Raw genomic sequence first — 26,779 nt, 5'->3', positions numbered from 1 at the left:
GCCCGATCCGCCAGGTCAGCCTGGTCAGCCCGCGGCCTGCACCATGCCCTTGGCGCGGAGCTGGTCGATGAACGCCGCGACGTCACCGCGGCAGCCGTCGGCACTGACGTCGTACTCCTCGGCGACGAGCGCGGCGAGCTCGGCGACGTCATGGGGCTCGGCCAGGTGTCGCCACAGGGCGGCGGCGACGCCCTTGACGGCGTAGTACTCGCCCTGCTGGACGCCCATCATCACGAATTCGGCATCCATCTCGACGGCGTGCAGGGCAGGGTCGCGGACCCAGCGCGTCTCCGTGGTCTCAGTGCGTCGCATGGTGCTCCTTCGGCAGGGACTGGCTGATGTCGGCGAGGATCGCGTCGGCCGATGCCACGACGGAGTCCTCGCCACGGGGGCGATCGAGGCGGGCCGGCCGCACGGTTGCGGCGAGTGCGGCGCTGCGGGCCAGGTGGGCCTGCCGATGGGCGCCGACCAGGATCTCCTTGCGGTAGCTGTGCTCGTGCAGGCTGGTGAAGATCGCCGCCCCGGTGAGGGGAGTGATCGCCATCGGGCCGTTGTGGCGGTCGAGCACGTAGATCCAGCGCACGGGCAGCGGATCGAGCGGTGGCCGGTCCAGTGGCACGTGGAACTTCGCGTGCGCACCGCGGATCCGGTCGTAGCTGCTCGAGTCGATCCCGAGCCGGTCGAGGGCGTCCTGCCACAGCTTCAGGCGCGGCCAGCCGGGTAGGGCGCGCCCGTCCGCGTCGATCGGGACGACGTCGTCGCTGAGGATGTCGTGGCCCCGCCGGTGCATCTCGGCCGCCAGCGTGGACTTCCCGGCACCGGAGTGGCCCACCACCACCGCGCACGCGTCGCCGACGCGGAAGGCGTTGCCGTGCAGCACGAGGTGGCCGCGCTGCACCATCAGGGCGCCGAGCGCCGTACCGAGCAGGAAGAGCTTGAGCACGCCGGGCTCCACGTCGGCGGCCGGCTCCACGACGATGCGGGCACCGCCCTCGCAGACGTAGCGGCCGACGCCGGGGACCTCGACGCCGATCCGGTCGCCGTCGACCCAGAGGCCGAGGGGGAGCAGGGTGGCGGTCGCCGACGGTCTCGCCGCAGCACCGAGCACGATCACGATGTCGGCAGGACCGGCCACCGGAAGCTCCTCCCCGAGCTCGGGGAGCGCGACCTCACTGGCGAGTCGCAGGGCGTAGGCGGCGTAGGTGGGCATGGTCAGCGGCCGCGTGGGGACCACGTGAAGTTGCCGACGCCGACCCAGGAGTGGCCCGTGCCGCCGGCCACGGCGACGCGACCGGCGCTCACCCAGGCGTGCGCCTTCAGGGTGCCGGCGTCGTCACGGCGTACGCCGAAGGTCACGGCGTGGGGCACGCGGGCCAGGCGCAGGAGGACCCGCGCAGTGAGGGCCTGGGGATAACAATCGGATCGCCAGGGGGTCCGGTGGGCGGCCGTCCGCACGGCCCAGCCGATCTGCCGGGCGCGATTCTCGTCGCGCGCATCAGCAGGTGGGGGGACCGGCCCCGAGGCCGGGTTCGCTCCGTTCGGTGACCGGTGCTCGCCCAACAGGTGCCTGATCGCCCGGAAGGGCAGCACCACGGTGAGCAGGCGGGTGAGCCCCAGAAGGGTCCACGCCGCTGCGAGCAGGAGTCCGGAGCGGGGTTTCAGCTGCCGAGCCCGAGCCCGAGGTCGATGTCCACGTCGACCTCGGCGACGGGGTCGACGTCGACATCGAGGTCAATGTCGCCCTCGATGTCGTGGGTGGCGGTGAGGCTGAGTGCCTCGAGCACCGGCGTTTCGTAAGCAAGCTTCATGTGCAGCTCCTTCGGTCGTGACGGAGGGAGGGAGAATCCCCGTCAGGCGTTGAACGGAACTGTGGCCCCTGAGGACACGCCTTGGTGGCCGGTTTGGGAGATTTTTAACCTGACCGGAACATCGATTCCGATGGTCCGCGCCGTCGCTCGGTGCCACGCTCGGCGGCGTGACTGCCACTCCCGCCGCTCTGGACGTCCTCCGGACGCTCCTGAAGAGCGCCCTGGGAGCGGAGGAAGGAGTGCCCGCCGCGCCGGTCCCGCTCGGCGACCTGCCGCCGCGGGAGCTGCTCGCGGTGATCGGCCGGCACCGGGTCTCCGACGTGCTGCGCGCGCACGCGGACGCCCTCGGGCTGCCGCGCGAGATCACCTCGGTCATGGACGCCTGGCGCCAGCGCAACCAGCAGCGCCTGATGCTCCAGACGTTCGAGACGGTGCGTGCCGTCCACCTCCTCAACCAGCGCGGGATCGGCGTCCTGGCCTTCAAGGGCCAGGCCCTCGCTGTCCAGACGACAGGGCAGTACGACGCCCGCGGACCCGGTGACATCGACCTGCTCATCGCACCCGGGACGGTCGCCGAGGCCCACCGCGCGCTGACGGCCGCCGGCTGGGCCCTGCACGAGTGCGGACGGATCGAACCCGGGATGTGGGCGTGGGGACACGTGAACCGGTGGGGCAGCGCGCTGACCTACCTCGGGGCGGGCGGGGACGTCGACCTGCACTGGCGCTTCGACGCGATGCGCGGCGCCCACCCCGAGTTCGCCGAGCTGTGGCCACGCCGCGAGCTCGTGGCGCTCGGCGGCACCGAGCTCGCGACGCTGAGCACCCGCGACGCCTTCCACCACCTCGCCGGGCACCGCGAGGGCTGGATCTGGGCGCGCACCCTGGTCGACCTGCGCCGGCTCTCCCGCGACCCGGCCGTGTTCGACGGCGACCTGGCGCCGCACGCGGCGGTGTCCCTCGCGGTGGCCCGGGAGGTCGTCGGACTGCCCGCCGCCGTACCGAGCGAGATCCATGCCCGGCTCGACCGGGTCCCCGACGCCCACCTCGAGCGGGCCCGCCGCCACCACGGCCTCGGCGTCCGGGCGACGTACGGCGGGGGCGCGGGGAGCGCGGTCGCGCTCCGCAACCACCTGATGGCGAGCCGGTCGCCCGCCGACCTCGGTCAGGCAGCGATGATCCTGGTCCTCCCGGCGCACGCCGCACTCGTGGTCAGGTCCCGAACCGCCTGGACGGGCGTGCCGGTCGCGTTGCTGCTGCGCGCCCGCAACCTGGTGCGGGGCGTGCTGGCACGGTTCAGACGCGATGCACCTTGTGCGGAGCAGCCTGAGCTCGCGGCTTGATGACCATCTCGTCGATGTTGACGTGCGGTGGGCGGGTGGCGACCCAGGTGATCGCATCGGCGATGTCGTCGGCTACCAGCGGCTCGGCCACCCCGGCGTAGACCGCGTCGGCCTTCGCCCGGTCCCCGTCGAAGCGCACCAGCGCGAACTCGTCGGTCCGCACCATTCCCGGTGCGACCTCGCACACCCGGACCGGCTGGGCGACCAGCTCGAGGCGCAGCGTCTCGGTGACGACCTTCGTGCCGTGCTTCGCCGCGGTGTAGCCGGCGCCGCCCTCGTAGGCCACCCGTCCGGCGATCGAGCCGACGTTGATGATCGTGCCGGCGCCGCCGGCGTCTCCACTCGCGATCAGCGCGGGCAGCAACGCCCGGGTGACCTGCATCAGTCCGACCACGTTGACGTCGTACATCCGGCGCCACTGGTCGGCGTCGCCCTCGGCAACGGGAGACGACCCGAAGGCGCCGCCCGCGTTGTTCACGAGTACGTCGACCCGCGGGCCCGCCGCGGCGGCCAGTGCCGCGACGGACTCGGCGTCCGTGACGTCACAGACGACGGCGCGGCCGCCGATCTCGGCCGCGAGTGCCTCGATCCGGTCGGCCCGGCGCGCTGCGCAGATGACCTCGAAGCCGGCGTCCGCGAGGTGGCGCGCGGTGGCGGCACCGATGCCGCTGGAGGCTCCGGTCACGACGGCGAGGGGCTTGATCATGAACGTCATTCTTGCCGGACGGGAATGCCGGGCACACTGGGAGGGTTGACCAATCGCCCGGGATTCGGCGACACGAGTGGCACGAGGAGGTGGCATGGGGGAGTCCGGACCGTCCGACATCGGACGCGTCGCGATGATCAGCCTGCACACCTCGCCCCTGGACCAGCCCGGGACCGGTGACGCGGGCGGCATGAACGTCTACGTCGTCGAGGTCGCCCGTCGCCTCGCCCAGCGCGGCATCGAGGTCGACATCTTCACCCGCGCGACCAGCTCCAGCCTGGCGCCCGTCGTCGCGATGTCGCCCGGCGTCACCGTGCACCACGTGCACGCCGGGCCCTTCGAGGGCCTGACCAAGGAGCAGCTGCCCGGCCAGCTCTGCGTCTTCGCCCGCGACGTGCTGCGGGCCGAGGCCGCCCATCCCGCCGGCCACTTCGACGTCGTGCACTCCCACTACTGGCTCTCCGGCCAGGTCGGCGCCCTCGCGCGCGACCGGTGGGGCGTGCCGCTCGTGCACTCCATGCACACGATGGCCAAGGTCAAGAACGAAGCGCTGGCTGAGGGCGACACCCCCGAGCCGCTGGAGCGCGAGATCGGCGAGGAGCAGGTGGTCGAGTCGGCTGACGTGCTGATCGCGAACACGGACCTCGAGGCCAAGCAGCTGATCAACCTGTACGACGCCGAGCCGGCCCGTGTCGAGGTCGTGCACCCGGGCGTCGACACCGACGTCTTCCGGCCGTTGTCGCCCGCGGAGCGGTCGGCCGCGCGGCGGGCCCGCGACCTGTCCGATGACGCACTCGTGCTGCTCTTCGCCGGTCGCATCCAGCCGCTCAAGGCCCCCGACGTGCTCCTGCGCGCCGTCGCCGAGCTGCTGTTCCGGCGCCCCGACCTCCGTTCGCGGCTGGTCGTGCCCATCGTCGGTGGCCCGTCCGGCAGCGGGCTCGAGCGGCCCACGGCACTGGCCAACCTGGCGGCCGAGCTCCGCATCGACGACGTGGTCCGCTTCGTGCCGCCGGTCCCGCAGCACGAGCTCGCAGGCTGGTACTCCGCCTCCACCCTCGTCGCGGTCCCGTCCTACAACGAGTCCTTCGGACTGGTCGCCGCCGAGGCGCAGGCTGCCGGGGCGCCGGTCGTCGCCGCCGCCGTCGGTGGGCTCACGACCGTCGTCCGCGACGGCCACAGCGGCCTGCTGGTCGACAGCCACGAGTCGCACGACTGGGCGCTCGCCCTCGAGCGGGTCGTTGCCGACGCCGACCTCCGTGAGCGGCTCGCCGCGGGCGCCCTGGTGCAGTCCGAGAGGTTCTCGTGGGACGCGACGGCCGCCCAGACGCTGGCCGTCTACGAGCGGGCCCATTCGCTCATGCGGCAGGAAGTAGGCTCGTCCGTGTGAGTGAACCCGCGGACGTCGTACGCACGTATCTTGCGGACAACGACATCGAGTTCGAGGAGTCGACCCCGGGCACCTTCACCTTCTCTTTGCCCGGTGAGAAGAAGCTCCAGACGCCGGTCCGTCTCGACGTCGGTTCGCACGCACTCGGGGTGCACGCGTTCGTGTGCCGACGTCCCGACGAGGAGTTCGAACGCGTCTACCGCTGGCTCCTCGAGCGCAACCTGAAGATGTACGGCGTCGGGTTCGCCCTCGATCACCACGGCGACATCTACCTGGACGCGCGGCTGCCGCTGTCGTCCGCCACGCCGGCCGACCTCGACAAGCTGCTCGGCTCGGTGCTGACCTACGCCGACGAGTCGTTCAACACGATCCTCGAGCTCGGCTTCGAGTCCTCCATCCGCAAGGAGTGGCAGTGGCGTCTCGACCGGGGCGAGTCGACAGCCAACCTGGAAGCGTTCCGCGGCTGGCTGGAGACGGACGCCGCGGAGACCGACTCAGGCTCGTGACAGCCGGGCCGCCTGCTTCAGCAGGTGGTTCCTCTCGGGCAGGTTCGGCGCCTTGCCTGCCGCGATCACGTAGAGCCGCGCCGCCTCAGTGACGTTGCCGGCCTGCTCCTGCAGCCACGCGGCGACCGCATCGTGACGCGGCAGGTCGGGATCGAGCGGTTCGAGCGCCTTCAGGCCCGCCATCGGACCGTCGGCCGCCCCGACGGCGACCGCCCGGTTGAGCAGCACCATCGGGCTGGGGGACAGGCGGACCAGCTCGTCGTACCACTCGAGGATCTGGACCCAGTCGGTCTCCTCGGCGCGGGCGGCGTCGTCGTGGAGGGCGGCGATCGCGGCCTGGACCTGGTACTCGCCCAGCGCGTCGCGGGCCAGCGCGCCCTGCAGGATCGCGACCGCTTCGCCGATCATGACCGTGTCCCACAGGGACCGGTCCTGGTCGGCGAGCGCCACGAGCGTGCCGGTGGCGGTACGGCGGGCGGCCCGGCGCGCGTGGTGCAGCAACATCAGCGCCAGGAGGCCGTCCATTTCCGCTTTTGCCCCTTGCCCTGAGCCTGTCGAAGGGTCGGTCGTGGCAGCCAGCTGCCGGGTCAGCCGGATCGCCTCCTCGGCGAGGTCGACCTCGCCCGTGAAGCCCTCGTTGAAGATCAGGTAGAGCACACGGAGCACGGCGGTGACCTCGCCGGGGCGCGCGAACGGCTGCCCGTCGATCGTCCGCTTGGCGCGGGAGATCCGCTGCGCCATCGTCGCCTCCGGCACCAGGAACGCCCGCGCGACCTGCGCCGTGGTCAGGCCGCCGACCGCCCGCAGGGTCAGCGCCACCGCGGACGCCGGCGTGAGGTTCGGGTGGCAGCAACGGCTCAGCAGGAGCAGGGTGTCGTCGGCCTGCTCGGTCGGCCCGGGTTCGGGTTCGAGGTGGTGCTGGAGCTCGCGCCGGTTGCGGGCCGACACGGAGCGGTGCTCATCGATCATCTTCCGGCCGGCCACGGTGATCAGCCACGCACGCGGGTCGTCGGGCATGGCGTCCGGCCATCGCCGTACGGCTTCGAGAAGGGCTTCCTGGACGGCATCCTCGGCCGCCGCGAACTCGATGCCGCGACGGACGAGGACGCCCAGGACCTGCGGGGTCAGCTCCCGCAGCAGGTCCTCGTTCACTCGGTGACCACGGGCGGTTCGCCGTAGAACGGGCGCACCTCGATCCATTCGTGGATCGGCCGGCCGCCCTTCCCGGGCGCGGCCGACAGGCTGGCAGCCGCTTCGTAGGCCCGCTCCTGCGAGTCGACGTCGATGATCATCCAGCCGGCGATCAGCTCCTTGGTCTCCGGGAACGGGCCGTCGGTGACGGGCGGCTTGCCCTCGCCGTCGTACCGGACGAAGGTGCCCGCGGGCTCCAGCGCCTGCCCGTCGACGAACTCGCCACGCTCGGCCATCTCGTCGGCCCACGTCCGCATGAACTCGACGTGGGCGGTGATCTCGTCCGGCTCCCACTGGTCCATCGGCACGTTGGTGCCGGGCAGCCAGTCCGGGCCACTGGTGCGGTTGTAGTGCTTGAGCAAGAGGTACTTGGCCATCGTGGTCTCCTTGGGTCCGAGGTGGCCATTCTTGCCACCTTCACCCCAGGGACGGAGCCCTTGGCGGGTTCTCGACATGGACTGGCAAGAAATCGATGGGGAGTTGTCGGTGCCAGTCCCTAGGGTGAGGGAGTGACGAACCGCGGCTGGACCCTGTTCCTGGCGATGTGCCTGATCTGGGGCCTGCCCTACCTCTTCATCAGGATCGCCGTCGAGCACGTGTCGCCGGCCGAGCTCGTCTTCCTGCGTACGGCGCTCGCGGCCGTGGTCCTGCTGCCGATCGCGCTGATGCGCCGCGAGGTTGCCGCGGTGCTCGCCCGCTGGCAGCCGCTGGTCCTGTTCGCGGTCATCGAGATCATGATTCCGTGGGTGCTCCTGGGGCACGCGGAGCAACGGATCTCCTCGTCGCTCGCCGGACTGCTGGTCGCCGCGGTGCCGTTGTTCGGGGCGCTGGCGTTCCTGATCACGGCCCACGCCGAGCGGTTCACGCTCAAGCAGCTGGGAGGGCTGGTCCTGGGCTTCGCCGGCGTGGCGTGCCTGGTCGGGCTCGACCTCGGTCACCTCGACATGCTGGCCGTGGCGGAGATGCTGGGCGTCGCGATCTGCTACGCCGCCGGACCCCTGATCCTGGCGCGGTGGTTCTCCGACGTCTCCGGGCTCGGCGTGATGGCCTGCGCGCTGACGCTCACGGCCGTCGTCTACGCGCCCTTCGGGGTGGCGAACCCGCCCACCGGCCTGCCCACCGAGGCCTGGGTCAGCATCGGCGTGCTGTCCCTGGTGTGCACCGCGCTGGCCTTCGTGGTCTTCCTCGACCTGATCAAGGAGGCCGGACCCACGCGGTCGACGATCATCACCTACGTCAACCCCGCCGTGGCGATCGTGCTCGGCGTGATCGTGCTCGACGAGAAGATCACCAACGGCATGATCGTCGGCTTCCCGCTGATCCTGGTGGGGTGCCTGGTGGCCGCGGGCGGGCGCAGCGCGGCGGTCGCGACCGTCGAGCCTGCGGCGGACGTCGCCCTCGAGTGCGATCCGCCTGCGGAGGTCGAGGAGGTCGAGGAGGTCGCTCAGCGACCGTCTCGAGACCCAGGTCAGACCTCGAGCTTGTAGCCCAGCCCGCGCACGGTGACGAGGTACTTCGGCTCGCTCGGCTCCGGCTCGAGCTTGGCGCGGAGCCGCTTCACGTGGACGTCGAGCGTCTTGGTGTCGCCGACGTAGTCCGAGCCCCAGACGCGGTCGATGAGCTGACCACGGGTCAGCACCCGGCCGGGGTTGCGCAGGAACATCTCGAGGAGCTCGAACTCCTTGAGCGGCAGCCGCTGCTCGACGCCGTCGACGGTGACGACGTGGCGTTCGACGTCCATCCGGACCGGTCCGGCCTCGAGGGTGTCGGGGAGCAGCTCGGCCTCGTTGCCGCGGCGCAGCACGGCGCGGATCCGGGCGACCAGCTCGCGCGGGGAGTACGGCTTGGTGACGTAGTCGTCGGCGCCGAGCTCGAGCCCGACGACCTTGTCGACCTCGTCGTCCTTCGCGCTGACCATGATCACCGGGACGTTCGACGTCTGCCGGATGGTGCGGCAGACCTCGGTGCCGGGGATGCCCGGGAGCATCAGGTCCAGCAGCACGATGTCGGCGCCGTTGCGGTCGAACTCCTTCAGCGCCTCGTTGCCGTCTGCGGCGATCGCGACCTCGAAGCCTTCCTTGCGGAGCAGGTAGGCGAGGGCATCGCTGTAGCTCTCCTCGTCTTCGACGACAAGCACTCGGGTCATGGGGACTTCTCCTGATCTTCGGTGCGTACGTCCGGGGAATCCGGTCCGGACGCAAGGGGGGCGAGCCGGATGAGCGGCCTCGCCTCGTGGTGGTCGGGGTGTTGGGGAAGGGAGAGCGTGAAGGTGGAGCCCTGGCCCTCGACGGACCAGACCCGCACCTCCCCGCCGTGGGTGGCGGCGACGTGCTTGACGATGGACAGGCCGAGGCCGGTCCCGCCGGTGGAGCGGTGGCGGGCGGGGTCCACCCGGTAGAACCGCTCGAAGATCCGGTCGACCTCGGCCTCGGGGATGCCGATGCCCTGGTCGATCACCGAGATCTCGATCGCGGCGCCGACCCGCTTGCGGGTGACGACGACGCGCGAGTTCGGTTCGGAGTACGCGACGGCGTTCGCGACCAGGTTGGCCACGGCAGCGCTCACCTGCTTCTCGCTGCCGAGGACCTTCAGGCCTTCGTCGCCCTCGGCGATGATCGAGATGTCCTTCGCGGTGGCGTTCATGCTGCTGCCGTCGACCGCAGCGGCGACGATCTCGTCGATCGAGACGGGCGTGGGGGAGTCGATCGGCTCGTCGCCCTGGAGCCGCGAGAGCTCGATGATCTGCAGGATCAGCCGCGACAACCGGTCGCTCTCGGTGAGCATGCGCGACGCGAAGCGGTAGACCGCTTCGGGATCGTCCGAGGCGTCCTGTACCGCTTCCGCGAGGAGCCGGATCGCGCCGATCGGCGTCTTCAGCTCGTGGCTGACGTTGGCGACGAAGTCGCGCCGTACGGCGTCGACCTGTCGCTCGCGCGTCCGGTCCTCGACCAGGGCCAGGACCAGCCGCGAGCCGAGCGGCGCGACCCGGGCCGTGACGTGGCGGGGGACACCGGCCGCCCGCGGCACGATCAGCTCCGTCTCGCGGATCTGGCCGTCGCGGCGGACCTTGCGGATCAGGTTGCCGAGCTCCTCCGACAGCAGGCTGGTGCCGCGGACGAAGCCCATGGCGTACGCCGGCGCGGAGGCCTTGAGGACGACGTCGGACTCGTCGACGACGACCGCGCTGCTGCGCAGCACGGAGAGCACGGCGGCGACCCCGTCCGGCACCTGTGGTTCCTCGGGAGCGACGTACTGTCGTTGCTGACGATCACTGAGGTACCAGGCGAACATCGCGCCGCCGGACACGAGGGCGCCGAGGATCGCGGCCAGGAAGGCCTGCGTCGTCGGTTCCACGTTTCGATCGTACGGCTCGGCGCGGTTTGCGCCGGGAATCGGCGAGCCCGACCTTCGCGATGTTCACCCCCCGTTCACCGGCATGCGCCGGTTGGTCACCTCTGTTCCCTAGTCTCTGCCACATGCGTGACGCCTACATTGACCAGCTCGATGCGATCTTCGAGGACCTCGCGGGCATTGCCCGCCGGGTCCAGGTCGCCGTCGGCCAGGCCACCACGGCCCTGATGACCGGTGACTCCACGATCGCGGAGAAGGTCATCAGCGACGACGCCGCGATCGACCGCGCCCGCGAGCAGGTCGAGGAGAACGCCTTCAGCCTGCTCTCCCTGCAGCAGCCGGTTGCCCGCGACCTGCGCACCGTCGTCGCGGCGCTGCGGATGGTCGCCGAGCTCGAGCGGATGGGTGACCTGTCCGTGCACGTCGCCAAGGTCGCACGCCTGCGGGTGCCGGACGTCGCCGTGCCCGAGGAGGCCCGCCCGACGATGACGCGGATGGCCGAGGTGGCCGAGGACATGGTCTCGCGCGTCTGTGACGTCATCGCCGGTCGTGACGTCGAGGCGGCGATCGCCCTGGGTCGCGACGACGAGGAGATGGACCAGCTTCGTCGTACCAGCTTCTCCGAACTGCTCTCCGACGACTGGTCGCACGGCGTCGAGGCGGCCGTCGACATCGCCCTGCTCGGCCGCTACTACGAGCGCATCGCCGACCACGCGGTCTCGATCGCGAACCGCGTCATCTTCGTGGTGACCGGGCACAATCCGGTCCCGGCTGCCTGAGGCCCGCACAGACGAACCGGCCCGCCCCGTGCCAACGGGGCGGGCCGATCTGCATCTCCGGGGTCAGGACACCTCGACCTCGGCCCGGATGGCCTCTGGAGCCGGTACGGCGGCCGCCCGGGGTCGGGCGAGCAGCGTGGCCGCACTCGCGAGGCCGATCGCGGCGATGATCGCGGCCGCGGCGAACCCGGCGTGGGCCCCGGCCAGGAAGTCCCCGGGAACGTTGTGTGAGGCGTAGACCGACGCGACCACGGCCAGGCCCACCGCGCCGCCCAGCTGCTGCATGGTCTGCAGCAGGCCGGAGGCCGCACCGGCGTGCTCGGGCTCGACGCCGAGCAGCGCGAGCGAGGTGATCGGCATGAAGCTGCCGCCCATGCTCAGGCCCATCAGGAGCAGGGCCGGGAAGATGCCGGTCCAGTAGTTCGTCGTGGAGTCGATCTGGAGGAGGAAGATGAAGCTGGTGAGCGTGCCGGTGGCGCCCGCGACGATGATCGGCGGCTGCCGGAAGCGGGCGACCAGTCGTGGGGTGATCCGCGACATGGTGAACACGCTCAGCGGGATCGGCAGGAACGCGAAGCCGGTCTGGAGCGGTCCGTAACCGAGGTCCTCCTCGAAGTACTGCACCATCAGGAAGAACGTGGCCAGCATGCCGCCGTACAGGCCGGCCATGGTGACGAGGGTGGCCACGCGGGAGCGGCTGCGCAGCAGGTCCAGGCGCAGGAGCGGGTGGCTGTGACGGGTCTCGGTGAGGACCAGGACGATCGCGAGGAGGGCGGCGAGGGCGAGCCCGGCGATGGTCGCAGCGGATCCCCAGCCTTGCTCGGGCGCCTTGATCAGGGTCCACACGAGGGCGACCGCAGCGCCGGTGGCGCTCACGGCACCCACGACGTCGAAGCGGCCCGGGCGACGGGGAGTGTCGGCGACGTACCGACGCACGGTGAGCAGGACCGCGATCCCGATCGGCACGTTGATGAAGAGGGTCCAGCGCCACGACAGCAGGTCAGTGAGGACGCCGCCCAGCAGCATGCCGAGCGCGGCGCCACCCGAGGAGACGGCGGTGAACAGGGCCAGCCCGCGGTTGCGGGCGGTCTCGTCGCGGGCGGTGGTGGTGATCAGGGCGAGGACGGACGGTGCGGCGACGGCGGCGCCGACGCCCTGGAGGGCGCGGGCCGTCACGAGCATCCACGGTTCGGTGGCGAGGCCGCCGAGCAACGAGAAGAGGGTGAAGACGGCGAGACCGGCCCAGAAGACCGTGAGTCGGCCGAAGACGTCGCCGAGCCGCCCGCCGAGGAGCAGCAGCCCACCGAAGGCCAGCGCGTAGCCGTTGAGGACCCACGACAGGGACGCGGGGCCGAAGTTGAGGTCGGTGGCGATGTGGGGGAGTCCGACGTTCATGACGGCGGAGTCGAGGACCAGCATCAGCTGGGCGAGCAGAACGATGGAGATGCCGGCGGACGTCGTGCGGTCGGTGGACCGCGGCGCCGCTGGGGAGAGCGTGGTGGAAGACAAGGGTGATGTCCTGTTCTGGTCGGGGTGACCGGGGTACTCTTTAGCGGAGGGTGACTCCGGTTGCTCTTCCACGATACGGAGGGTGTCTCCGTTTAGCAAGGAAAAAGGTGAACTCGTTGCGCGCCGATGCCGTCCGCAACCGTGAGCACATCGCGGACATCGCCCGTCAGCTCTTCCGCGAGAAGGGCTACGACGCCGTGTCGATGGATGAGGTCGCCAAGACCGCCGGGGTCGGAGTCGGGACGCTCTACCGACACTTCCCGACCAAGGAGGCCCTGTACGACGCCGCCATCCAGGCCTGGGTCGAGACGGTGAATGCCGCGGCGGCGAAGTCACTGGCCGGCGAGGGCAGTCCGCGCGACCGGCTGCTCGCGTGGTTCGATGCGTACGTCGAGTTCCTCACCCGTCACAAGGGCGCTGCGTGGCGGATCACCAGCGCGCTGGGTGACGAGGGCTCACCCTTCGCGGCGAAGTGCCGGACCTACCTCGACGCGAACCAGCGGGTCATCGATGCGCTGGCCGCCGAGGGCTCGATGCGCCGCGACGTCGACGCCATGCAGCTGTGCCGACTCGTGGGTGGCGTCGCCGCGGTCGTCGACAACAGCGATCTCGACCCGGTGGCAGCGAACGCGATGCTGGCTGTCGTGGCCGACGGGGTGTTGGCCGACAGGTGAGGTTCGCCGGCCAGCCGGTGAAGCCCGGTGTGCGACCTCAGCCGATGAGGTTGCCACGTGCCGACGAGGCTGTGTTGTTCGCGTCTCCGGAGTAAGCGGCGACGTAGCCGCCGTTGAGGGTCAGCCCGAGCCGCTGGGCATTGGCATCGCACGTCGCGACGCCCTGGGCGTCCGTCGTGGCGGTGCAGAGCAGGGTCTTGCCGGTGGTGAAGGTGACGGGGTAGCCCGCCACCGGCCGGCCGTTGCCGGTCAGTGTTGCGCGCAGGACTGCCTTGGGCAGCAGCCACGGGTTCAGGCCGAGGAAGACCGGCGCCGCGGTGAGCGTCGTCGTACGACGCGTGACGACGAGAGGGCCAGGGTTGGCGGCGGTGCTGGGTACGAAGGCGGCGGTCCCGGTGAAGCGGGCGCCGACCGTGTGGGTCCCGACGGCCAGGTCTGCCCTCTCCAGCACGGCGGAGGAGACGCCGTCGCCCGGATTGCCGACCGGTGTCACCGGCACCTCCACGCTGTGGCCATCGATCCGGAACGTGACCGAACCCGACGTCGGCGCTCCCAGGGCAGTCACGTCGGCGCGCACGACGGCCTCGATCCGTACGTTGTCGCCGTACGTCGCCGGGGCCGGGGTGACCGACAGCTCCGTGGTGGTCGCGACCTGGTGGACCTCGAGGTCGCGGGCCAGGTAGTCCCCGTCGTAGCGGCTGTCGCCCGAGTAGATCATCACCAAGTCAACCAGCCCGGCCGGGAGGTCGGTCGTGGTCAGGGTTGCCGTGCCGTCAGGCCCGACGGGGCGGACCGCGAGGTTCGTGTGGTTGTAGCGGAAGGTCACCGTTCCGCTGGGCGTGGCCGCATCCGCCGCCGTTGCAAACGGGGTGTCGACCGTGGCGGTGAGCGTGACGCGCTCGCCTGCCCAGATCCACTCGGGTGTCGTGGCCAGGGCCAGTGCCGAAGGGGTCTTGTCCACCCAGATGTCGTAGGTGTAGGTCGACGGGGCGAACCGTTCGTTGCCGGCGTAGGAGAGGACGAACTCGTAGTCGCCCGGCTCCAGCAGTGGCAAGGGGACGACGGCCTCGCTGGCGGGGATGTCGTCCGGCGTGGGACTCAGCGTGCCTCCGCCGATGCGTTGGCCGTCGATCTCGACGGACACCGTGCCGTCGGGCGGCACTCCGGTTTCGCTGATGACCCTGACGTTCAACGAGTCGGACTCGCCGTAGTGGATGAGCGTCGACCTGCCATCCAGGTAGATGCCAGTCTCCGCAGGCGTGCCTTCGGCGCGCGCCGGTGCGAGCGGCACCAGTCCGGCCGCCACGAGGGGCAGGGACAGGACGATGGCGGAGAGCAGGCGTCGGAGCACCGTCAGATTGAATCAGTCTGACGGCGTGTGTGGACCCGAACGGCAAGGGTCCGTCGAAATCGGACTGTGGTGTCTCTGGTCAGCGGCCCTGGTTGGCCACGGCCGCCGCAGCAGCTGCAGCCGCTTCGGGGTCGAGGTAGCGCCCGCCAGGAACGGTCGGCGCGAGGGTGGTCTCGTCGAGCTCGTAGACCAGCGGCATGCCCGTGGGGATGTTGAGCCCGGCGATGTCGGTGTCGCTGATCTGGTCCAGGTGCTTCACGATCGCGCGCAGGCTGTTGCCGTGGGCAGCGACCAGGACGGTGTTGCCGGCCCGGAGGTCCGGCACGATCCCGGCATCCCAGTAGGGGAGCAGGCGGGTGATGACGTCCTTGAGGCACTCGGTGCGCGGCAGCTCGTCGCCGAGGTCGGCGTACCGGGGGTCGGCGGACTGTGAGAACTCGCTGCTGTCGTCCAGCGGCGGCGGCGGGATGTCGAACGAGCGGCGCCAGAGCATGAACTGGTCCTCGCCGTACTGCTCGCGGACCTGCGCCTTGTCCTTGCCCTGCAGGTCGCCGTAGTGGCGCTCGTTGAGGCGCCAGGAGCGGCGGACGGGGATCCAGTGCCGGTCGGCGGCGTCGAGGGCGAGCGCAGCGGTGTTGATCGCCCGGCGCTGCAGCGAGGTGTGGAGGACGTCCGGCAGCAGGCCGGCTTCCTTCAGCAGCTCGCCGCCACGGACGGCCTCGGCGCGGCCCTTGTCGGTCAGGGCAACGTCGACCCAGCCGGTGAAGAGGTTCTTCGCGTTCCATTCGCTCTCGCCGTGGCGGAGCAGGATGAGCGTGAACGCCATCAGTGAGCGCCCTCCGGAGCGGGGGCTTCGTCGGCACAGTTGAAGCGGGCGTCGCCGCCCTCCTCCGCGTGCTCGTCCCCGGCGTGCTCCGACTCCTCGGCGTGCTCTTCCTCGGCAGCAGCGTCGGCGGCCTCGCCGTCCTCGGCGTGGTCCGACTCCTCGGCCTCGCCCTCGGCTGCCTCGGTCGGGATCTGGGTGTACTGGAAGCAGTTCTTGACGACCGGGACGTTCAGGCTGACCGTCTCGCCGGTGCTGAAGCCCAGCTCGAGGGTGACGACGTCGCCGGCGGTGAAGTCGCCGGTCACGGGGATGACGGCGTCCTCGGCGAGGTTGACCGCCTTGCGGCCGGGGATCTCGACGGCCTCGAACTTCGCGGTGGCCTTGCCCTCGGGCGACGTCACCGAGTCCAGCGCGGCGTCCTTGTCGAGGTTGTTCGCGAGCGACCCGATCAGGCGGCCCTTGCCGGTGGCGGAGGCGAGCAGCCGGATGCCGAGGGCGTCGACCGTGGCCTCCCGGTTGTTCTCACCGGCAGCGATCGTGTTGACGCGGTCGGTGGGGTAGTCGAAGCCGCAGGACGACAGGGTCATGGCGGCGGGCACGAGGGCCAGCAGCAGTCCGGCGATCGCAGTCGGGCGCAGGTGGTGCATCTCGGCAGGCCTCCGCAGCTCTCTCTTCATCGGCCGTTGCAACGGCCCCTGGTTCCGGGTCGGTGCTCCCGGTGGCGTACGCCGCGGGAGCGGCCACACTCTAGCGGTCTCCGGCATCGGCGAGGCGTCCGGCTCGGACTGATGGTCAGCGGCTGAGGCCGACCTTGGCGCCCATCACGACGAGCAGGATGGTGATCACCGCTGTGTAGAGGGTGGCGAGGGCCAGCAATCGCGTCGCCCCGAGCTTGAGGCCCAGCTTGAGCGGCAGATAGGTCCAGCCGTCCTCGTGGTCGGCGACCAGGCCCCACACGGCGCGCAGGAAATGGATGCCGATGCCGAGCAGGGCCGACAGGACCACGATCGACGTCTCGGGGGCACTGCCGACGGCCTGGCCGCCCCAGCCGCCGTAGGACAGGTACGCGGGCAGCAGCGCGAACGACGCCGCCCACGACCACCACGAGAAGAAACCGGTGCGGAGCACGATGTTGCCGAGCATCCCGACGGCGACCGCTGCGAGGTACAGGCAACCGGCGCGGATGCCGGTGGTGATGGACAACGGCACGAGCAGCAAGGTCGCCACCACGATCGCGTACCAGACCGTCTCGGGCTGGAGACGTCCCATCGCGAGCGGCTTGCCCTTGAGGCCGTGGGACTTGTCGCGCTGGCGGTCGACGATGTCGTTGTGCCAGCCGAGGATGGTCTGGCCGACCAGGACGGCGAGGAGTACGACGCCCGCCTCGCGGGCCGGGCGGCCGGCGATCGCGGCCACGAGGCCCATCGCGACGGCGGTGCCGATGGCCTGCTTGGCGTGCGCCGCCTGCAGGAGCTGCAACGGGACGACCTCGGCGGGATTGCGGCCGCCGAACAGCACGCCGACCAGGCCGGTGGCCGGCTCGTAGGTCGGCTCGACGACGCCGCCGTAGAAGTCGTCGTCCTCGTCCTCGGCGTCGGCTTCGGCGTCATCAACCTCGTCGAGCCCGGTCTCCGCGTCGGGATCGAGGTCGGCCTCGAGTGCGGCGTCGTCCAGGTCCGGCTCTGCCTCCGACTCTGCCTCCGACTCGGCCTCGAGGTCAGGGTCGAGGTCTGCTTCGAGGTCGGGTTCGAGGCCCGCATCCGGGTCCGCGTCGAGGTCCGCCTCGAGGGGAACCTCGGCGGCCGTCCCCTCGGGCGCGGACGCCTCCGCGGGGTCGACCTGCTCCTCCACAGAGCTGGTGTCCTCCCCGGCAGGGCGGCCGCGTCGCCAACGCTGCGTCTTTGCCATGCCGAGCAGTATTGACCACGGTCCGGCCCCGTGTGCGCGGGCCCGCCGAAACGTCCGTCCCACATCGATGTCGGTCCGATGGCCGGTGGGGGGTCGTCGTACCCCGGTCAGGTGATCTGTCTCACGGGGCAACCGTGCTGGCCGAACACACCTCACCCCCGTTGTCAAGCCAGCTATTGCGGCCCTGACCTGCGCAAACGCTTTCTGGGACTGGCCCGGGGCGTGGTAGCATAGGTCACCCTAGGAAGGGGCTTTTCACATATGACTTTCACCGTCGGCGAAACGGTCGTCTACCCCAATCACGGGGCTGCGGTCATCGAAAACATCGAGATGCGGACGATCAAGGGGGAACCTCGGGAGTACCTCGTTCTCCGGATCGTCGCCCAGCAGGACCTGGTTGTCCGGGTTCCTGCCTGCAACCTCGATCTTGTCGGGGTCCGCGACGTGGTGGACAAGGAAGGCCTGGACCGTGTGTTCGGCGTTCTTCGGGCCGAGCACGTCGAGGAGCCGACCAACTGGTCGCGTCGCTACAAGGCGAACCTCGAGAAGTTGCACAGTGGCGATGTCATGAAGGTGGCCGAGGTCGTCCGCGACCTGTGGCGCCGTGAGCGTGACCGTGGCCTGTCGGCCGGCGAGAAGCGGATGCTCGCCAAGGCTCGTCAGATCCTCGTCTCCGAGCTCGCGCTCGCTGAGCACACCAACGAGGACAAGGCCGAGACGATCCTCGACGAGGTCCTCGCCTCGTAGGGTCCGCCCCGATCTGAATCGACGACGTCATACGGTGGGGTTCTGATGAACCCGCATCCGTATGACGTCGTCGACATTTACGCCCCTGTCTCGGGGATGGTGGTCGACGAGGGCCGGGGCGCCCTGCCGTACCACCTGATCCATGGTGAATCGCTCGTCGCTGCCGCCGCCTGGGCCGCCGGCGAGGCGCGGGTCGACCTGATCGACCAGAGCGTGCCGTGGGAGTTCGTCGCCGAGCGTGGCGAGGCCGTGCTGCTGCACGACCCGCTGTGCCCGATGACCCCGCCGGCCTTCCTCGCCCGCTGCGCCGACAAGGCCGGGGTCGAGGACCGGATCATCGTCGGGGTCCGTCCGGTCACCGACACCGTCAAGGTCGTGGACGACGGCGCCCTGGGCGAGACGGTCGATCGCGACCAGCTGGTCGCGATCTGCTCGCCGGTGGTGCTGCCCGCCTCTGTCGTGGAGGACCTGTTCGGCGAGGGCGGAGACCTGCCCTCGACCGACTTCGTCGAGCTGGTCGCGCTCCTGCGCGAGCGGTACGGCGACGAGCGGGTCGCGTTCGTCGAGGCGCCTCCCGAGGCCCGACGGGTGTCCTCGGACGAGGACATCGCGGTCCTGGCCGCCCTGACCGACCGGCCCTGACGGCCCTGCCTGGCCGGTTACTGCTCGAGCAGTGCCTCGGCCACCGGCAGGTCCTCGGCGAAGGTGACCTTGAGGTTCCTCGCCCCGGCGGGGACCGCCCGGATGGTGCCTGCGCCGGGTGCGAACCGGTCGAACGCGGCTGCGGTGTCGGTCCCGTCGAAGCCGGCCGCTGTCGCCGCGGCGTAGGCCGCGATCAGTGGTGCGGCCCGGAACGCCTGCGGTGTCTGGACACCGACGAGGGCCCGGTCCGAGCGGGGGAACAGGCCTGCCAGTTCGAGCGTGGGTACGGCGCCGCCGTACTCCCGGGCAATGGTGATGACCTGCGCGAACAGGTCGGCGCGGGCGAGTGGCCGGGCGCCGTCGTGGATGGCGATGACGTCGATCTCGCCGGCGGCGACGCGGGGAGCGAGCAGGTCCAGGGCCGCCTGCTCGGAGGCCTGGCGAGTGGCGCCGCCGTCGATGAGGAGCACTTCCCGGTCCCCGAGGTGAGGTGCCAGTGCCTCGGCGATCGTGGTGCGCTCGCCCGGTCGGCAGACCACGACAACGGGGTCGACGCCGGGGACGGACAGGGCGGTCTGGACGGACCAGGCCAGCAGCGGTCGGTCCCGCAGGGTCAACAACACCTTGTTCACGTCCGCGCCGACGCGGGTGCCGCTCCCGGCGCCGAGCACGACCACTGCAGCTGTTGGCACCGGCCGAGAGTAGCCCGATCGGGATGCCGGGCAGCGGCCGGGAGCCGAGCAACTGGGAGAAAGCGTTTTCCTCCCCGTTACACAGCGAAACGCTGGCGAGAACAACTCCGACCTACGTTCACAGGCATGACAGGTCGCGGGGCCGTGGAGGAATGGCAGCCGGTCTGCCGGATGGCCGAGCTCGAGGTCGATCGCGGTGTGACCGCGCTCGTGCATGGGCAGGCGATCGCCATCTTCCGGACGGGGGACGACGCGGTCTACGCGCTGGGTAACCACGACCCGTTCGCGCGGCATGCGATCGGCGGCATCTCGAAGGGCATCGTCGGCCGCCGCGGGGAGACCCCGTTCGTTGCGTCACCGGCGCATCGGCACGCCTTCGACCTGCGCAGCGGTCGGTGCCTCGACGACGTCCACGCCGCCGTTCCGGCGTACGACGTCAAGGTGGTCGAGGGCGTCGTGCTGGTCGGGCACCGCAAGGCTGCGGCAGCCTCCGCCTGACGCCGAATGGCGGACCGGCGGCAGGCGTCCGGGTCAGTCCGTCGTCGTGATCAGGGCGGTCGCGATCGCCGCGACTCCTTCGCCGCGACCGGTCAGGCCCAGCCCGTCGGTCGTGGTGGCGGACAGCGAGACCGGCGCACCCAGCACCCCGGACAGCGCGGCTTCGGCCTCCGCCCGGCGTGGCCCGATCTTCGGCCGGTTGCCGATCACCTGGACGGCGACGTTGATGACGGCGAATCCGGCCGCCTCGACCCGGCGCCGGGTCTCGCCGAGCAGGGCGGCTCCGCTCGCGCCGGACCACTCCGGCTCCGCCGTACCGAAGTTGCTCCCGAGGTCGCCGAGGCCCGAGGCCGAGAGCAGTGCGTCGCAGACGGCGTGGGCGGCGACATCGGCGTCCGAGTGCCCCTCGAGGCGCTGGTCCTCGTCGGGCCAGAGCAGTCCGCCCAGTGCCATCGGGGCGTCGTCGGCCGTGCGCGGGACGAGGCGGTGGACGTCGGTGCCGATGCCGGTGCGCAGGCCGGCGAGCGCAGCGGCGACACTCCCGTTGGCGGTTGGGTTCACGCCCTGATCATGCCTGAGGGACAATCGGCCCTGTGAAGACATCCCGCGGTTGGTGGGCCTTCGCCGGAATCCTGTCCGGTGCGGTCGGCCTGGCCCTGAGCTACGCCGCCGCGGCGCTGCTCCACGTACGGGAATCCCCGGTCGTCGTGGTCGCCGAGGGGTTCGCCGACCTGACGCCCGGGTCGGTCGTGAAGTGGGCGATCGACACCTTCGACAAGGACGACAAGAAGATCCTCGTCCTCGGCATCATGCTGTTCCTGGCCGTCACGTTCGCGGTGCTCGGCCGGCTCGCCCGGACCCGCTGGTGGGCCGCGATGATCGGCTTCTGCGCGCTGGCCGGCGTCGCCGTGGTCGCGGTGCTCGCCAAGCCCACCCCGAGCCCGATCGACTTCGCACCGATCGTCGTGGGCCTGCTCAGCTGGATCGTCGCGCTGGCGATCCTGGCGGAGTGGCTGCGGCGCTGGGAGATGGTCGCCGACGGCGACGAACCGGCCGTCGAGCCGATGCACACGCGCCGGCACTTCTTCATCGCCGCCGGTGCCACCGCCGGGTTCGCCGCCTTCGGCGGACTGATCGGACGTCTGGCCGGCAGCGCGCGCCGTCGGGCCGAGGAGAGCCGTCGGCTGCTGCGGATCGAGGGCATCACCGCACCGGACGTCCCCAACGGCGCCAGCTTCGACATCGAGAACGTCTCGCTCTGGCAGACGCCGAGCGAGGACTTCTACCTGATCGACACGGCGTTCATCAAGCCGACCATCGAGCCGGCCGACTGGCAGCTGCGGATCCACGGCATGGTCGATCGGGAGATCACGCTGAGCTACCAGGACCTGGTGTCCCGCGAGATCACCCAGGACTGGATCACGCTCAACTGCGTGTCCAACGAGGTCGGCGGCGACCTGATCGGCAACGCGTGGTGGAGCGGTGTCCGACTCGCCGCGATCCTCGCCGAGGCCGGACCGCAGGAAGGTGCGGACGCGGTGCTCCAGACGTCCGAGGACGGCTGGACCTGCGGCACGCCGCTGGGTGCGCTGATGGACGAACGCAACGCGATGCTGGCGGTGGCGATGAACGGCGAGCCGCTGCTGATCGAGCACGGTTTCCCGGTGCGCACGATCGTGCCCGGTCTCTACGGCTACGTGTCCGCGACCAAGTGGGTCGTGGACATGGAGGTCACCCGCTTCGACGAGATCGACGCCTACTGGACGAGCAAGGGCTGGTCCGAGCAGGGCCCGGTCAAGATCGCCTCGAAGGTCGAGGTCCCCCACGACGGCGACGACGTGCCCGCGGGCGACGTCGTCGTCGCTGGTGTCGCGTGGTTCCAGCAGACCGGGATCTCCGCCGTCGAGGTGCAGGTCGACGGCGGCGCGTGGAAGCCCACCGAGCTCGCCGCCACCCCCAACATCGACACCTGGGTGCAGTGGCGGACCACGGTGGACCTCGACCAGGGCGAGCACCAGATCCGGGTCCGGGCCGTCGACAAGGCCGGCCACTCGCAGACCGGTGCGGTGGCCGACGTCCTGCCCGACGGCGCGACCGGCTGGCACACCATCGACGTCAACGCGAGCGCGTGAGCCCCCGCGTGAACACGGCTGACTTCCACGGTCTCGAAGGCGGGGCCCTCGTCATCGGCGGTTCCGGCGGTCTCGGCCGCGCGATCGCCGAGATGTTGATCGAGCGCGGGGCCCGGGTCGCCGTCACCCACCGGACCCGTCCGGTCGAGGTGGGCGTGGCGTCGTACGGACTGGACCTGGGGGACCCCGAGGAGGTGAAGCGGGTCGTCGGCCATGCGGCCGCCGAGCTCAGCGGGCTCCACACCGTCGTCCACGCCGCCGGGCCGCACGTGCCGATGGTCCACCTCTCCCGGGTCGCGCCGTCGGCCATGGGGGACCAGCTGCTCGTCGACGCCGCGGGCTTCTTCGCGGTGGCGCACGCCGCACTCCCGTTCCTGCGGGAGTCCCGCGGTTCGCTGACGGCCGTCACGACGGCCGCGACCTCGCGCTTCCCGGTCCGCGACGGCCTCTCGTCCGCGCCCAAGGCGGCCGTCGAGGCGATGGTGCGCGGACTCGCCGTCGAGGAGGGGCGGTACGGCGTCCGGGTCAACGCCGTCGGTCCCGGCATGCTGAACGACGGGATGGCCGAGCGGCTCATCTCCTCCGGCGAGCTCGACGAGCGGGCGCTCGAGGTCACCCGCGGCAACATCCCCCTGCGGACCTTCGGGTCGGCGGCCGACATCGCCGAAGCCGTGTGCTTCCTCGCCTCGTCCCGCGCCGGGTTCATCACCGGCCAGAAGCTGGACGTCGACGGAGGCTACTCCGCCTGAGCGGCGCGTCCGCCGACGATGCGTCGCAGATCCCCCGACTTCCCTAGACTTGCCCGGTGACCATCCGGCTCTATGACACTGCGACTCGCGAAGTGCGTGACTTCGTGCCCCTCGAGGCGGGCAAGGCGAGTCTGTACGTGTGTGGTCTGACGGTCCAGAGCGAGCCCCACGTCGGGCACGTCCGGTCGGGCGTGAACTTCGACGTGCTCCAGCGCTGGCTGCGTTTTCGCGGGTACGACGTCACGTTCATCCGCAACATCACCGACATCGACGACAAGATCCTCGCCAAGTCCGCCGAGCAGGGTCGTCCCTGGTACAACCTCGCCTACGCGATGAAGATCGAGCTGGACAAGGCGTACGCCGCGCTCAACGTCGCTCCGCCCACGTACGAGCCGGCCGCCACGGCACACGTCCCCGAGATCATCGTGCTGATCGAGGAACTGATCGCGCGCGGCCACGCCTACCCGGCGCCCAGCGATTCAGCCGCAGCCGGCGACGTCTATTTCGACGTGCGGTCCTGGTCGTCGTACGGCGAGCTGACCCACCAGGGCATCGACGACATGGAGCCCGCGGCCGACGCGGACCCGCGTGGCAAGCGTGACCCGCGGGACTTCGCGCTCTGGAAGGGCCGCAAGGAGTCCGAGCCGGAGACGGCGTCGTGGCCGAGCCCGTGGGGCCGCGGCCGGCCGGGCTGGCACATCGAGTGCTCCGCGATGGCGGGCAAGTACCTCGGTCCCGCGTTCGACATCCACGGTGGCGGTGTCGACCTGCGCTTCCCGCACCACGAGAACGAGCAGGCCCAGTCGCGTGCGGCCGGCGGCTCCTTCGCGTCGTACTGGATGCACAACGCGTGGATCACCACTGCTGGCGAGAAGATGAGCAAGTCGCTCGGCAACACCCTCAGCATCCCGTCGGTCCTGCAGCGCGTGCGCGGTGTCGAGCTGCGCTTCTACATGGCGGCGGCGCACTACCGCTCCCACGTTGAGTTCTCCTTCGAGGCCCTCGAGGAGGCGGCTGCCGGCTATCGACGCATCGAGTCGTTCCTCGAGCGCGCCGCCGCGGCGCTGGGCGAGGACGTCCCGCTCGGCACCCCGTGCGCCGAGTTCGTGACGGCGATGGACGACGACCTGGGCACTCCCGCCGCCGTGGGCGCCCTGTTCGACGAGACCCGTGAGGGCAACAAGCTCCTGGCCGGCAACGACCTCGCGGCGCTGCGCGGCAGCGCCGGATCGGTGCGGGCCATGCTCGACATCCTGGGCCTCGACCCGGGCGACCCGGTGTGGTCGGCGAGCGGCGCGAGCACGGACACCGAGGAGAGGTTGACCGCTGCGGTCGACGTCCTCGTCGCCGGACTCCTCGACGAGCGCACGCAGGCCCGCGCCGACAAGGACTGGGCACGCGCGGATGCGATCCGCGACCGAATCAAGTCGGCTGGCATCGAAGTCACCGACACCCCTGATGGACCTACCTGGACGGTGAACTGACATGGCTGGGAATTCGAGCCGCAAGGGCGCGATCCGCAAGTCGAGCAAGAGGCCGCAGGCCGGTTCCGGTGGCCAGGTGCGCCGCGGCCTCGAGGGCAAGGGCCCGACGCCGAAGGCGGCCGACCGCCCGTACCACAAGACGCACAAGGCCGAGGAGTACAAGAAGCGCCAGGCCAAGCGCGCCGGAGCCGGCAGCGGCGGCCGCAAGACCAGCGACGCCGAGTGGATCGCCGGACGCAACTCGGTGCTCGAGGCGCTGCGCGAGAAGGTCCCGATCACCTCGGTCTACGTCGCCGACAACACCGAGCGCGACACCCGCCTGCGCGAGGTCTTCCGCCTCGCTGCGGAGATGGGCGTCGGCCTCATGGAGGTCAGCCGCACCGAGCTCGACAAGCTCACCGACAAGGCTGTCCACCAGGGCATCGCCGCGCGCATCCCTCCCTACGAGTACGCCGACCCGAACGACCTGCTCGAGGCGGCCGCCGAAGCCGCCGAGGCGCCGCTGATCGTGATGCTCGACTCGATCACCGACCCGCGCAACCTCGGTGCGATCGTCCGCAGCGCTGCCGGATTCGGCGCCCACGGCGTCGTGATCCCCGAGCGCCGCGCCGCGTCGATGACCGCGTCGGCCTGGAAGACCTCGGCCGGTGCCGCCGCCCGCTGCCCCGTGGCGCAGACGGTGAACCTGAACCGCCAGATCAAGGCCTACCAGGACGCCGGGTGCTTCGTGATCGGCCTCGCTGCCGACGGTGACCTGAGCCTGCCGGAGCTCGTCGCCGACGCCGACCTCGTCAAGGGTCCGCTGGTGCTCGTCATCGGCTCCGAGGGCGACGGCCTGGCCCGCCTGGTGGCGGAGAACTGTGACCGCCTGCTCTCGATCCCGATGGCGGGTGTCCTCGAGTCGCTCAACGCCGGGGTGGCCGCGTCGGTCGCGCTCTACGCCGTCGCGGAGGCCCGGACCCGGAGGTAACGATTCCTCCGATCTCCCCGCTGAGGGCGCTCAAGATCCTGGCGTACGTCGGGATCTGGGTCGTCCTGTCGACGTGCATCGCGGCGATGATCTTCGTCAGCAGCGAGCGCGAGGTCGACCTGGCCAGCCACGAGGCGCGGGTCAGTCCGGACTTCTCGGGCGAGGTCGTGCTGCGGACCGGCCCGTTGTTGCCGGACCTGCGGGCACCGTCGCCCTCGAACATCGGGGTGGAGGTCCAGCTCGGCAAGAGCGACACCGCATCCCTGCCGGAGCTCACCGCGCGCTACGCCGCGATCGCGTCACAGCCCGAGGGCCAGGTTGCCGTGGTCGAGCGGGCCGTCAGCTCGATGGCGCTCGCTGCCCTCGTGCAGGGCGCGGCCCTCGGAGCCGTCCCGCTGCTGGTGTGGGCGGCGATCGGGGCGGAGCGACGGCGGGGGCTGGTGAGCAGCCTGCCCACACGCAAGGGCGCCATCGGCGCGACCGTCCTGGTGGGCGTGGTCGCCGCGGTCGCCGTACCCACGGGCTGGGGTCGGCAGGATCCGCCCGTCGAGCACTGGACCTCGTTGCAGGACTTCGTCGGGTCCGCCGTACCGCTTCCGGAGGAGGCACGTGACGTCCTGGTCCTGGGCGACGCGTCCACCGGCCAGACCCGGCGACTGATCGCCAGCGCGGTCAGCAGCTACCAGCAGGGGCTGGCGTTCTACTCGAAGGCCGCCGACGACGCCGCCGACCTCGACCTGCGCGAACCGGAGGCCGACGAGACCGTCGTGCTGATGGTCTCCGACCGTCACGACAACGTCGGCATGGACGAGGTGGCCCGCGCGATCGCGAAGGCCGGAGGAGCCACGAACGTCTTCAATGCCGGCGACGACACGTCGACGGGGGAGCGTTGGGAGGCGTTCTCGCTCGACTCGCTCGGCGCTGCGTTCGACGACTTCGACGGCCGCTGGGCGGTGGCCGGCAACCACGACAACGGAACCTTCGTGCGCGGCCACCTGGAGGACCTCGGCTGGACCTACTTCGACGGCGCGCCGATCGAGGGACCGGGCAACGCGCGGCTGCTCGGCGTCGACGACCCGCGTTCCAGCGGGCTCGGCAACTGGCGCGACGAGACGGGCCTGACGTCGTCCGAGGTGGCCGAGCGGCTCACCGACGAGGCGTGCGACGCCGACGAACGCGGCGAACGGGTCAACACGATCCTCGTCCACGACGCCGACTTCGGTGACGACGCACTCGCCCGGGGCTGCGTGGACCTGGTCATCGGGGGCCACACCCACGTCCAGGACGGTCCCACCGCGATCACGGGCGAGAACGGCGAGATCGGCTACACCTACACCGCTGGCACCACCGGCGGCGCCGCCTATGCGATCGCCATCGGCAGCAAGCTCCGCCGGGCTGCCGGCGTCGCGCTGATCACCTACCGTGAAGGACGCCCCGTCGGCATCCAGTCGGTGACGCTGCAGACCAATGGCCGGTACGACGTCGAGGACTGGGTCGAGCTGACCTACTGACCCGGTTCTAGTGTGAGA

The 26,779-nt window shown here is 70.8% G+C and carries 30 protein-coding genes; 14 read left to right on the top strand and 16 right to left on the bottom strand.

The features are described from left to right. Positions 1-24 precede the first annotated feature (24 nt). The 4 genes from ACOACQ_RS22185 to ACOACQ_RS22170 are packed head-to-tail and all read right to left on the bottom strand — an operon-like array spanning position 25 to position 1,808. Entirely contained in the window at positions 25-312 is a 288-nt protein-coding gene (locus ACOACQ_RS22185; protein WP_420289298.1) for a PqqD family protein, read from the bottom strand. Next, positions 299-1,210 carry a hypothetical protein gene (locus tag ACOACQ_RS22180; RefSeq protein WP_420289297.1) on the bottom strand — a complete coding sequence of 304 codons (912 nt, stop codon included), beginning with the start codon at positions 1,208-1,210 and terminating at the stop codon, positions 299-301. Before ACOACQ_RS22180 ends, ACOACQ_RS22185 begins: the two co-directional genes overlap by 14 nt. A gap of 2 nt (positions 1,211-1,212) precedes the next feature. Then, entirely contained in the window at positions 1,213-1,641 is a 429-nt protein-coding gene (locus ACOACQ_RS22175; protein WP_420289351.1) for a lasso peptide biosynthesis B2 protein, read from the bottom strand. A 17-nt stretch (positions 1,642-1,658) separates the two neighbouring features. Then, positions 1,659-1,808 carry a hypothetical protein gene (locus ACOACQ_RS22170; RefSeq protein ID WP_378603809.1) on the bottom strand — a complete coding sequence of 50 codons (150 nt, stop codon included), beginning with the start codon at positions 1,806-1,808 and terminating at the stop codon, positions 1,659-1,661. A gap of 167 nt (positions 1,809-1,975) precedes the next feature. On the opposite strand from ACOACQ_RS22170, the gene ACOACQ_RS22165 reads away from it, so the two are divergent. After that, positions 1,976-3,148: a nucleotidyltransferase family protein gene (locus ACOACQ_RS22165; RefSeq protein WP_378603811.1), complete on the top strand. Its 1,173-nt coding sequence runs from the start codon at positions 1,976-1,978 to the stop codon at positions 3,146-3,148. On the opposite strand, the gene ACOACQ_RS22160 is transcribed toward ACOACQ_RS22165, so the two are convergent. Further along, the gene (locus tag ACOACQ_RS22160; RefSeq protein ID WP_378603897.1) at positions 3,102-3,851 is read right to left on the bottom strand and encodes an SDR family NAD(P)-dependent oxidoreductase; all 750 of its coding nucleotides are present in this window, start codon (positions 3,849-3,851) and stop codon (positions 3,102-3,104) included. The two genes, ACOACQ_RS22165 and ACOACQ_RS22160, sit on opposite strands and share 47 nt — an antisense overlap. Positions 3,852-3,948: 97 nt before the next feature. Between ACOACQ_RS22160 and mshA the strand changes: the two genes are divergently transcribed. Further along, positions 3,949-5,241 (top strand): D-inositol-3-phosphate glycosyltransferase, encoded by a 1,293-nt coding sequence (gene mshA, locus ACOACQ_RS22155; RefSeq protein WP_378603814.1) that lies wholly within the window; start codon positions 3,949-3,951, stop codon positions 5,239-5,241. Continuing rightward, on the top strand, positions 5,238-5,747 hold the full coding sequence (locus tag ACOACQ_RS22150) for a YbjN domain-containing protein (RefSeq protein ID WP_378603817.1): 510 nt from the start codon (positions 5,238-5,240) through the stop codon (positions 5,745-5,747). The genes mshA and ACOACQ_RS22150 overlap by 4 nt, the downstream gene beginning before the upstream one ends. Here ACOACQ_RS22150 and ACOACQ_RS22145 read toward each other — a convergent pair. Together ACOACQ_RS22145 and ACOACQ_RS22140 are read right to left on the bottom strand one after the other, a co-directional pair. Beyond that, positions 5,736-6,899 (bottom strand): RNA polymerase sigma factor, encoded by a 1,164-nt coding sequence (locus ACOACQ_RS22145; RefSeq protein ID WP_420289296.1) that lies wholly within the window; start codon positions 6,897-6,899, stop codon positions 5,736-5,738. The genes ACOACQ_RS22150 and ACOACQ_RS22145 overlap by 12 nt on opposite strands. Continuing rightward, on the bottom strand, positions 6,896-7,315 hold the full coding sequence (locus tag ACOACQ_RS22140) for a YciI family protein (protein ID WP_378603823.1): 420 nt from the start codon (positions 7,313-7,315) through the stop codon (positions 6,896-6,898). Before ACOACQ_RS22140 ends, ACOACQ_RS22145 begins: the two co-directional genes overlap by 4 nt. Before the next feature lie 132 nt (positions 7,316-7,447). Between ACOACQ_RS22140 and ACOACQ_RS22135 the strand changes: the two genes are divergently transcribed. Further along, a complete protein-coding gene (locus ACOACQ_RS22135; RefSeq protein WP_378603826.1) occupies positions 7,448-8,425 on the top strand; it encodes a DMT family transporter in 978 nt (325 codons plus the stop codon). Here ACOACQ_RS22135 and ACOACQ_RS22130 read toward each other — a convergent pair. Both ACOACQ_RS22130 and ACOACQ_RS22125 read right to left on the bottom strand, forming a co-directional pair. Continuing rightward, the gene (locus ACOACQ_RS22130) at positions 8,407-9,084 is read right to left on the bottom strand and encodes a response regulator (RefSeq protein ID WP_378603829.1); all 678 of its coding nucleotides are present in this window, start codon (positions 9,082-9,084) and stop codon (positions 8,407-8,409) included. The two genes, ACOACQ_RS22135 and ACOACQ_RS22130, sit on opposite strands and share 19 nt — an antisense overlap. After that, positions 9,081-10,292, bottom strand: a complete 1,212-nt coding sequence (locus ACOACQ_RS22125) for a sensor histidine kinase (protein WP_420289295.1) — start codon at positions 10,290-10,292, stop codon at positions 9,081-9,083. Before ACOACQ_RS22125 ends, ACOACQ_RS22130 begins: the two co-directional genes overlap by 4 nt. 122 nt (positions 10,293-10,414) lie before the next feature. On the opposite strand from ACOACQ_RS22125, the gene phoU reads away from it, so the two are divergent. Beyond that, on the top strand, positions 10,415-11,068 hold the full coding sequence (gene phoU, locus ACOACQ_RS22120; RefSeq protein WP_420289294.1) for a phosphate signaling complex protein PhoU: 654 nt from the start codon (positions 10,415-10,417) through the stop codon (positions 11,066-11,068). A gap of 63 nt (positions 11,069-11,131) precedes the next feature. Here the strand turns inward: phoU and ACOACQ_RS22115 are convergent, their stop codons facing one another. Next, positions 11,132-12,577: an MFS transporter gene (locus ACOACQ_RS22115; protein WP_420289293.1), complete on the bottom strand. Its 1,446-nt coding sequence runs from the start codon at positions 12,575-12,577 to the stop codon at positions 11,132-11,134. A gap of 107 nt (positions 12,578-12,684) precedes the next feature. Here ACOACQ_RS22115 and ACOACQ_RS22110 point away from each other — a divergent pair, with 107 nt between their 5' ends. Next, positions 12,685-13,251 carry a TetR/AcrR family transcriptional regulator gene (locus ACOACQ_RS22110; protein ID WP_378603842.1) on the top strand — a complete coding sequence of 189 codons (567 nt, stop codon included), beginning with the start codon at positions 12,685-12,687 and terminating at the stop codon, positions 13,249-13,251. A 37-nt stretch (positions 13,252-13,288) separates the two neighbouring features. On the opposite strand, the gene ACOACQ_RS22105 is transcribed toward ACOACQ_RS22110, so the two are convergent. From ACOACQ_RS22105 to ACOACQ_RS22090, 4 genes are all read right to left on the bottom strand, one after another. After that, the gene (locus tag ACOACQ_RS22105; protein ID WP_378603844.1) at positions 13,289-14,602 is read right to left on the bottom strand and encodes an Ig-like domain repeat protein; all 1,314 of its coding nucleotides are present in this window, start codon (positions 14,600-14,602) and stop codon (positions 13,289-13,291) included. A 79-nt stretch (positions 14,603-14,681) separates the two neighbouring features. Next, on the bottom strand, positions 14,682-15,428 hold the full coding sequence (locus ACOACQ_RS22100) for a phosphoglyceromutase (RefSeq protein WP_378603846.1): 747 nt from the start codon (positions 15,426-15,428) through the stop codon (positions 14,682-14,684). Further along, positions 15,428-16,105, bottom strand: coding sequence for a hypothetical protein (locus ACOACQ_RS22095; RefSeq protein WP_378603849.1), 678 nt, complete (start codon positions 16,103-16,105; stop codon positions 15,428-15,430). The genes ACOACQ_RS22100 and ACOACQ_RS22095 overlap by 1 nt, the downstream gene beginning before the upstream one ends. A 115-nt stretch (positions 16,106-16,220) precedes the next feature. Then, positions 16,221-17,336, bottom strand: coding sequence for a UbiA family prenyltransferase (locus ACOACQ_RS22090; protein ID WP_420289292.1), 1,116 nt, complete (start codon positions 17,334-17,336; stop codon positions 16,221-16,223). A 261-nt stretch (positions 17,337-17,597) separates the two neighbouring features. Between ACOACQ_RS22090 and ACOACQ_RS22085 the strand changes: the two genes are divergently transcribed. Next, positions 17,598-18,083, top strand: coding sequence for a CarD family transcriptional regulator (locus tag ACOACQ_RS22085; RefSeq protein ID WP_182377685.1), 486 nt, complete (start codon positions 17,598-17,600; stop codon positions 18,081-18,083). A gap of 45 nt (positions 18,084-18,128) precedes the next feature. Continuing rightward, entirely contained in the window at positions 18,129-18,725 is a 597-nt protein-coding gene (locus tag ACOACQ_RS22080; RefSeq protein WP_378603855.1) for a 2-C-methyl-D-erythritol 4-phosphate cytidylyltransferase, read from the top strand. A gap of 17 nt (positions 18,726-18,742) precedes the next feature. Here ACOACQ_RS22080 and ACOACQ_RS22075 read toward each other — a convergent pair whose 3' ends face one another. After that, positions 18,743-19,417 (bottom strand): IspD/TarI family cytidylyltransferase, encoded by a 675-nt coding sequence (locus tag ACOACQ_RS22075; RefSeq protein WP_378603858.1) that lies wholly within the window; start codon positions 19,415-19,417, stop codon positions 18,743-18,745. A 126-nt stretch (positions 19,418-19,543) separates the two neighbouring features. Between ACOACQ_RS22075 and nirD the strand changes: the two genes are divergently transcribed. After that, a complete protein-coding gene (gene nirD / locus ACOACQ_RS22070; protein WP_378603861.1) occupies positions 19,544-19,915 on the top strand; it encodes a nitrite reductase small subunit NirD in 372 nt (123 codons plus the stop codon). 33 nt (positions 19,916-19,948) lie between these two features. Here nirD and ispF read toward each other — a convergent pair whose 3' ends face one another. Continuing rightward, positions 19,949-20,476, bottom strand: a complete 528-nt coding sequence (gene ispF, locus ACOACQ_RS22065; protein WP_378603864.1) for a 2-C-methyl-D-erythritol 2,4-cyclodiphosphate synthase — start codon at positions 20,474-20,476, stop codon at positions 19,949-19,951. Positions 20,477-20,508: 32 nt separating this feature from the next. On the opposite strand from ispF, the gene ACOACQ_RS22060 reads away from it, so the two are divergent. From ACOACQ_RS22060 to ACOACQ_RS22040, 5 genes are all read left to right on the top strand, one after another. Beyond that, positions 20,509-22,047, top strand: coding sequence for a molybdopterin-dependent oxidoreductase (locus ACOACQ_RS22060; RefSeq protein WP_420289291.1), 1,539 nt, complete (start codon positions 20,509-20,511; stop codon positions 22,045-22,047). Next, positions 22,044-22,796: an SDR family NAD(P)-dependent oxidoreductase gene (locus ACOACQ_RS22055; protein ID WP_378603870.1), complete on the top strand. Its 753-nt coding sequence runs from the start codon at positions 22,044-22,046 to the stop codon at positions 22,794-22,796. Before ACOACQ_RS22060 ends, ACOACQ_RS22055 begins: the two co-directional genes overlap by 4 nt. Before the next feature lie 56 nt (positions 22,797-22,852). Then, positions 22,853-24,280 carry a cysteine--tRNA ligase gene (gene cysS, locus ACOACQ_RS22050; RefSeq protein ID WP_420289290.1) on the top strand — a complete coding sequence of 476 codons (1,428 nt, stop codon included), beginning with the start codon at positions 22,853-22,855 and terminating at the stop codon, positions 24,278-24,280. A 1-nt stretch (position 24,281) separates the two neighbouring features. Continuing rightward, complete coding sequence (gene rlmB, locus ACOACQ_RS22045) at positions 24,282-25,250, top strand: 23S rRNA (guanosine(2251)-2'-O)-methyltransferase RlmB (RefSeq protein WP_378603873.1); 969 nt, start codon at positions 24,282-24,284, stop codon at positions 25,248-25,250. A gap of 86 nt (positions 25,251-25,336) precedes the next feature. Beyond that, positions 25,337-26,761: a metallophosphoesterase gene (locus ACOACQ_RS22040; RefSeq protein ID WP_420289289.1), complete on the top strand. Its 1,425-nt coding sequence runs from the start codon at positions 25,337-25,339 to the stop codon at positions 26,759-26,761. Positions 26,762-26,779 lie beyond the last annotated feature (18 nt).

Source organism: Nocardioides sp. CPCC 206347 (assembly GCF_048654605.1).
GTDB lineage: Bacteria > Actinomycetota > Actinomycetes > Propionibacteriales > Nocardioidaceae > Nocardioides.
This window is presented reverse-complemented; position numbering and strand designations above follow the sequence as displayed.